This window comes from Actinomycetospora sp. (assembly GCF_055612215.1).
Window position 1 is genome coordinate 1 of the sequence record NZ_JBVPVA010001184.1, and the last position, 6,237, is coordinate 6,237.

6 protein-coding genes and 1 pseudogene are annotated in these 6,237 nt (G+C 76.0%); 4 read left to right on the plus strand and 3 right to left on the minus strand.

What is annotated here, in order from left to right:
* From AC0CYZ_RS31665 to AC0CYZ_RS31675, 3 genes and pseudogenes are all read left to right on the plus strand, one after another.
* A pseudogene (locus tag AC0CYZ_RS31665) lies at nt 1–222 on the plus strand (hypothetical protein); the annotation flags it as partial.
* 108 nt (nt 223–330) lie between these two features.
* A complete protein-coding gene (locus AC0CYZ_RS31670; protein WP_472222236.1) occupies nt 331–1,458 on the plus strand; it encodes a baeRF2 domain-containing protein in 1,128 nt (375 codons plus the stop codon).
* A 172-nt stretch (nt 1,459–1,630) separates the two neighbouring features.
* A complete protein-coding gene (locus AC0CYZ_RS31675; protein ID WP_472222238.1) occupies nt 1,631–2,788 on the plus strand; it encodes a DUF4192 domain-containing protein in 1,158 nt (385 codons plus the stop codon).
* A 33-nt stretch (nt 2,789–2,821) separates the two neighbouring features.
* Here AC0CYZ_RS31675 and AC0CYZ_RS31680 read toward each other — a convergent pair whose 3' ends face one another.
* From AC0CYZ_RS31680 to AC0CYZ_RS31690, 3 genes are read right to left on the minus strand one after another with little or no spacing between them, the layout of a single operon-like run.
* The gene (locus tag AC0CYZ_RS31680; protein WP_472222240.1) at nt 2,822–3,469 is read right to left on the minus strand and encodes an HAD hydrolase-like protein; all 648 of its coding nucleotides are present in this window, start codon (nt 3,467–3,469) and stop codon (nt 2,822–2,824) included.
* Nucleotides 3,466–4,464, minus strand: coding sequence for a UDP-glucose 4-epimerase GalE (gene galE / locus AC0CYZ_RS31685; protein WP_472222242.1), 999 nt, complete (start codon nt 4,462–4,464; stop codon nt 3,466–3,468). Before galE ends, AC0CYZ_RS31680 begins: the two co-directional genes overlap by 4 nt.
* A 53-nt stretch (nt 4,465–4,517) precedes the next feature.
* Nucleotides 4,518–5,231 (minus strand): metal-dependent transcriptional regulator, encoded by a 714-nt coding sequence (locus tag AC0CYZ_RS31690; RefSeq protein WP_472222244.1) that lies wholly within the window; start codon nt 5,229–5,231, stop codon nt 4,518–4,520.
* 89 nt (nt 5,232–5,320) lie between these two features.
* On the opposite strand from AC0CYZ_RS31690, the gene AC0CYZ_RS31695 reads away from it, so the two are divergent.
* On the plus strand, nt 5,321–6,237 hold a 917-nt coding region (locus AC0CYZ_RS31695; protein ID WP_472222246.1), incomplete at its 3' end, for a sulfurtransferase.

The following is a 6,237-nucleotide window of genomic DNA, read 5'->3' on the forward strand; positions in this document are numbered from 1 at the left end:
GGGGGCGGCGGGGCGAGCGGAGCGACGGGGGGAGGAGACCTGTGGTTATGCTCGGACGAGCACGTGACGTTCGCGCCCGGGACGGAGCCGGTCGCCGTCGGGGACCGCGTGCTCGTCGTGCCCGCGCACGTCGACCCGACGGTCGCGCTGCACGAGCGGATGCACCTGGTGCGCGACGACGAGGTCCTCGACACCTGGGAGGTCGACCTGCGGGGGTGGTGAGCCCGTTCCACGCATGGTGCCCCCGGTCGGATGGGTAAGGCCCTGCGCGAGAATGGACGGGATCCGCACCCCCATCCCGGTGGGCGCGGCGAGAAGGAGGAAGACCGGATGGACCTGTCGCGCACGCGGGAACTCTACGAACGGCAGGGGCCGTTCGCGACGGTCTACCTGGAGGCCACCAACCCCGGCGAGAACGCCGCCAAGCAGACCGAGCTGCGCTGGCGGGGCCTGTCGAAGTCGCTGTCGGAGCAGGGCGCGGACGACAAGACGATCGCGGCCCTCGACGAGCTGTTCTCCGACACCAGCGGCGGTGAGCTCAACGCCTACGGGCGGGTGGTCGTGGCCTCGGCCGACGGCGTGCTGTTCGACGACCCCGTCGAGGGCGTCGACCGGGCGGGCGACAGCGCGGTGTGGTCGCCGCTGCCCGAGCTCGGGACGTACTTCCGCTCGCAGTCCGGCGGCGTCCGGGCCCTGCTCGTGGTCGCCGACCAGACCGGGGGCGACGTCTACCAGGTGGTCGCGTCCAACGCGGAGGGCGCTCGCGAGGTCGACGAGCAGACGATCAAGGGCTCGGCCGTGGAGAGCGTGCACAAGCCCCGCGAGGGCGGCAACGCCCACAAGCACCGCCAGCGCCGCCACGCCGAGGCCGCGTACCAGAACGCCGCCGACGTGGTGAAGGGCATCCAGTCCGCCGCCTCGTCGTTCCGCCCCGAGCTGATCGTGCTGGCCGGCGAGGTCAGCGGGCGCGAGGTCGTCCGCCACGAGATGCCCAAGGGCCTGCTCGAGATCACCCGTGAGATCGAGGCGGGAAGCCGCGCGGCGGGCGCCAGCGAGGACGCGCTCGAGGACGCGTTCCTCACCGAGGTCGGCCGGTTCGCGACCGAGCGGGAGACCTCGATCGACCAGCAGTTCCGGGAGGCCAAGGGCCACGGCAACGCCGCGGAGGGTCTCGAGCCGGTGCTCGAGGCCGCCCGCACGGGCGCGATCGCGACGCTGATCCTCGTCGACGCCCACCCGGTGCCCGGCGAGCTCTACGTCGGCGACAGCCCCGAGGCGATCTCGAAGGAGAAGGACCGGGCCGCGTCGATCTCCGACGCCGAGCCGGTGTCGCGTCCGGCCGAGCAGGTGCTCCTGCACGCCGCCGGCGCGATGGGCGGCGACGTCGCGGTGCTCGGCGCGGGTGCCGAGCTCACCGACAACGTCGGCGCGCTGCTGCGGTTCCCGACCGGGAGCTGATCCACCCCCGGGGCGGACGGCACTCTCGCGGCGTCGGGGCGCGCGAGGGTGCTGTTCGCGTCGGCTCGTGACCCACGGGCCACGGGCTCCCAGCGGATCTCGCTGGTCGCGTCCGGGGCGGCCGTTCGGGTGAACCGTGGATCCGGACCGGGCCGGGCGGAGTCGCAGGGACATGAGCTCCCGCAACCGTCGCCGGCCGCCCCGTCCCGCCAGGCCGATCCGGAGGTCCACCGCCACCCGGTCGCCCCGGCCGCCCGACGCCGAGGTGGTCGTCCGGGTCTCCGGGCCCGAGGATCTCGTCGCGTCGCTGCCGACGATGCTGGGCTTCGTCCCGGAGGAATCGGTCGTGGCGATCGCGATGCACCGTCGCGGGACCCGCAGCCGCGTCGGCGGCATGGCCCGCATCGACCTGGTGGCCGGTCCGGGGGCGGCCGGGCTCGACCGCGCGGAGATCGACCGGGCCCTGGCGGACGCGCTGCGCCGGCACCTCGAGCGCACGGAGCCCGACTCCGTGGTGGTGATCGTGGTCTCCGGGGAGGGGACGGACGGGCCGGACGGGCGTCCGCCTCACGCCGGGGTCGTCGACGCACTGACCGAGGCGTTCGCCGGGGTCGACGTCCCGGTGACCGGCGCGGTGTGGACGTCGCGGGTCGCCGCCGGGGCCCCCTGGCGCTGCTACGACGCGTGCGGGTGCACCGGGACGCTGCCCGACCCGGCCGGGACCCTGGCCGCCGCCGAGTCCGCGGTGACCGGTCGCGTGACCTACGGCTCCCGCGACGAGGTGGCGGCGACGCTGGCGCCCGAGCCCGCCGCGCAGGGCCGCCGGCGCAGGGAGCTGGTGGACGACGCCCACGAGGCCGCGTGGACCGACCGCGAGCTGGCCGGGAGCGCCGCGGCCCGGCGGGACCTGGACGCGGTGCGGCACGCGGCCGCCGAGCTCGGGCGCGGCGTCGTCCTCGGCGACGAGGAGATCGCGCGGCTGGCCGTCGCCCTGTGCGATCCGCGCGTGCGTGACGTCTGCCTCGGGTTCGCCGCGGGCCACGACGCCGCGGTCGACCCCGCGGACGCCGAGCGGCTCTGGACGCTGCTGGTGCGCGCGGTGCCGGCCCCGGAGGTCGCCGAACCGGCGACCCTGCTGGCCTTCGCGACGCTGGACCACGGCGGCGGTGCGACGCTGACCGTCGCCCTCGACCGCGCGCTGACCGCCGACCCGGGCCATCGGCTCAGCCGGCTGCTCGCCTCGATCGTCACGGCCGGGATCGAGCCGGGCGCGGTGCGGGAGTTGATCGCCGGGGCCGCGGCCGAGGCGGGCGCGCGGCTGGCGGCGTGACCGGTGGCCGGGTCGAATCAGGTCAGGGCCGGATCAGGTCAGGGCCGCAAGAGCGGCGGCGATCCCGGCGGGTTCGTCCACCACCGCCGCCGCGCCCGCCGCCTCGAGCTCGGTGCGGGTCCCGAAGCCCCACGTCACGCCGACGCAGGGCAGGCCGTGGTGCCGGGCTCCCTCGACGTCGTGGTGGCGGTCGCCGACCAGCCCCGCGACGGGCCCGTCGCCGTGCGCGGTGAGCGCGAGCCCGACGACCGCGGCCTTGCCCTCGACGCTGCCGTCCAGCGCGGCGCCGTGCACCCCGCCGGCGAAGGTCCCGGCCAGCCCCAGGTGCTCGACGATCTCGCGGGCGTAGACGGCGGGCTTGCTCGTGGTGACGGCGAGGACGTCGCCGCGGGCCACCAGCTCGTCGAGCGCCGTCCCGATCCCCTCGTAGACCGTCACGTCGAACATCCCGCCCGCTCCGTACGACTCGCGGTAGCGGGTCATCATCGCCTCGCCGGTCGGGACGTCGACGCCGAGGACGTCGCGGAACGCGGCCGGGAACGGCGGCCCGATCAGGGCGCGCAGCTGCTCGGGGGTCGGCTCGGGGACCCCGACGGCCGCCGCCGCGTGCCGGACCGAGGCCCGGATCCCGGGACCGGAGTCGACGAGGGTCCCGTCGAGGTCGAACAGCACCAGGCTCACGGAGCGGCGGCCACCCGGGACGCCTGCGCGAACGCCCACGCGTCGGCGACGATCCCGTCGAGGTCCCCGCGCCGCGGCGTCCAGCCCAGCTCGGTGCGGGCGCGTTGCGCGGAGGCGACGAGCACCGCCGGGTCGCCGGCGCGGCGCGGGGCGACGACCGCGGGGATCGGGTGCCCGGTGACCCGACGGCACGCCTCGACGACCTCACGGACCGAGAAGCCGGTGCCGTTGCCGAGGTTGCAGACCAGGTGCCCGCCGCGCTCCCCGGCCGCGTCGAGGGCGAGCAGGTGGGCCGCGGCGAGGTCGTCGACGTGGATGTAGTCGCGCACGCAGGTGCCGTCCGGGGTGGGCCAGTCGTCGCCGAACATCGAGACCTGTTCCCGCTGCCCGAGCGCGACCTGCAGCACGAGCGGGATGAGGTGGGTCTCGGTGGTGTGCCGCTCGCCGAGCATCGGGCCGTCGTCCGGTCGGTGGGCGCCCGCCACGTTGAAGTAGCGCAGCGACACCGCGCCGAGCTCCCCGTCGGAGGCCGCGGCGTAGGAGGCGATCGCGTGGTCGATCGCGAGCTTCGTCGCGCCGTAGGGGTTGGTCGGGCGGGTGGGGGAGTCCTCGGTGATCGGGCTGGTCTCCGGCTCGCCGTAGGTGGCGGCCGTGGAGGAGAACACCAGGCGCGGGACCCGGTGGGCGCGGACGGCGTCGAGCAGGGCGACCGAGGTCACGACGTTGCCGTGCCAGTACTTCGCCGGGTCCACCACGGATTCGCCCACCAGGGAGCGCGCCGCGAAGTGCAGGACGCCGTCGAAGGAGCCGGTGCCGAGGACCTCCTCGGCCGCGGCGGCGACGTCGCCCTCGACGAACGCCGCCCCGGCCGGGACGGCGTCACGGTGGCCGGTGGAGAGGTCGTCGAGGACGGTGACCTCGTGGCCCGCGGCGAGCAGGTGGGCGGTGCACACGCTGCCGACGTAGCCCGCGCCTCCGGTGACGAGCAGCTTCATGGCGACGAGTCTGACGTACCGCCCTGGGCGGTCACCCGGGGCGGGAGGCGGGTTCAGACGGCGCGGACGAGCACCGCGTGCGCGACCAGCGGATCGACCTCGGAGCGCTGCCCGCCGTGCCCGACGTTCACCGCGTCCCCGAAGCGGGGGATGCCGACGACCTCGATGTCGCTGCCCGGCAGGACCCCGGCCGACTTCAGGCGGGCCATGAGGGTCTCGTTGAGCTGCACGTGTTCGGCGATGCGGCGGATGACGACCTTCCCCCCGCCCGAGCGCGCGAACTCGTCGAGCCGGACGAGCCCCGCCTCGTCGGGCGTCGGGGTACGTGTCGGCAGCTCGGTGAGCGTGCCGCGCAGCTCCTCGAGGCCGGGGATGGGGTTGCCGTACGGGGAGACCGAGGGCTCGCCGAGCAGCGCGAAGACCTTCTTCTCGACGGCCTCGCTCATCACGTGCTCCCACCGGCAGGCCTCGGTGTGGACGTGCTCCCACTCCAGGCCGATGACGTTGACCAGCAGGAGCTCGGCCAGGCGGTGCTTGCGCATCACGGAGACGGCCTTCGCCCGGCCCTCCGGGGTGAGCTCGAGGTGGCGGTCGCCGGCCACCTGGACGAGACCGTCACGCTCCATGCGGGCGACGGTCTGGCTCACCGTCGGGCCGCTCTGCTCGAGGCGCTCGGCGATCCGCGCGCGCAGCGGCGTGACGCCCTCCTCCTCGAGCTCGTAGATGGTGCGCAGGTACATCTCCGTGGTGTCGATGAGGTCGTTCATCCCCACCCCTTCCGGTGCCGGACCCGATCCTACCGAGGGGGTGTGACACCACGGGCGCGGCGCGACCCCGCGGAGGGCACGATGGGTGCGTGTCGACCCCCGCTGCCCCGCTCGTCGCCGCCCCGGACCTGATCGCCGAGCTCGCCGACGGCCCCGCCGGGACCGACGGGCGGCCCGTCGTCCTCGACGTCCGCTGGCGGCTCGTCCCGCCGCCGGGTGGCCGGAAGCCGCGGCGCCGCCCGGACCCGGTCGGCGAGCCCGACTTCGACGCCGGCCACGTGCCGGGCGCGGTGTTCCTCGACGTCGACACCGACCTGGCCGGCCCGCCCGGTCCCGCCGGGCGCCACCCGCTGCCCGACCCCGACGACCTGCAGACCACGCTGCGCCGGGCCGGGATCGGGCGGTCCACCCCGGTCGTCGTGCACGACGGCGTCGGCGCGGGCGACGGGATGGCCGCGGCGCGTGCGTGGTGGGTGCTGCGCTGGGCGGGGCTGGCGCCGTCGCAGGTGCGGGTGCTCGACGGCGGATTCGGCGCCTGGACCGCTGCGGGCGGCCCGACGTCCACCGAGTCGGGCGGAGCGCGGCGGCCCGGCGACATCGCGATCACGGCGGGCGCGATGCCGGTGCTCGGGGCGGACGCCGCGGTCGAGGTCGCCGAGCGCGGGGTGCTGCTCGACGCCCGGGCCCCGGAGCGCTTCCGCGGCGAGACCGAGCCGATCGACCCGGTGGCGGGCCACGTGCCGGGGGCCGGCAACCTCCCGGCGGGATCCCTCCTCGACGGCGACGGCCGGTGGCGGCCCGCCGAGGAGCTGGCGGCCGCGCTCGGGGCGCTCGTCGGTGACGCCGGGCCGGTCGGGGCCTACTGCGGCTCGGGGGTCAGCGCGACGATGCTGGTGCTCGCCGCCGAGATCGCCGGGGTGCGCCCACCGGAGGACCCGGTCGCGCTCTACGTCGGCTCGTGGTCGAACTGGTGCGCGTCGAAGCGGCCGGTCGCGACGGGCGCCTG

Coding starts and splice junctions, on each gene's coding strand:
- AC0CYZ_RS31670 (WP_472222236.1), top strand. CDS start 331: ATGGACCTGTCGCGCACGCGGGAACTCTACGAACGGCAGGGGCCGTTC.
- AC0CYZ_RS31675 (WP_472222238.1), top strand. CDS start 1,631: ATGAGCTCCCGCAACCGTCGCCGGCCGCCCCGTCCCGCCAGGCCGATC.
- galE (WP_472222242.1), bottom strand. CDS start 4,464: ATGAAGCTGCTCGTCACCGGAGGCGCGGGCTACGTCGGCAGCGTGTGC.
- AC0CYZ_RS31690 (WP_472222244.1), bottom strand. CDS start 5,231: ATGAACGACCTCATCGACACCACGGAGATGTACCTGCGCACCATCTAC.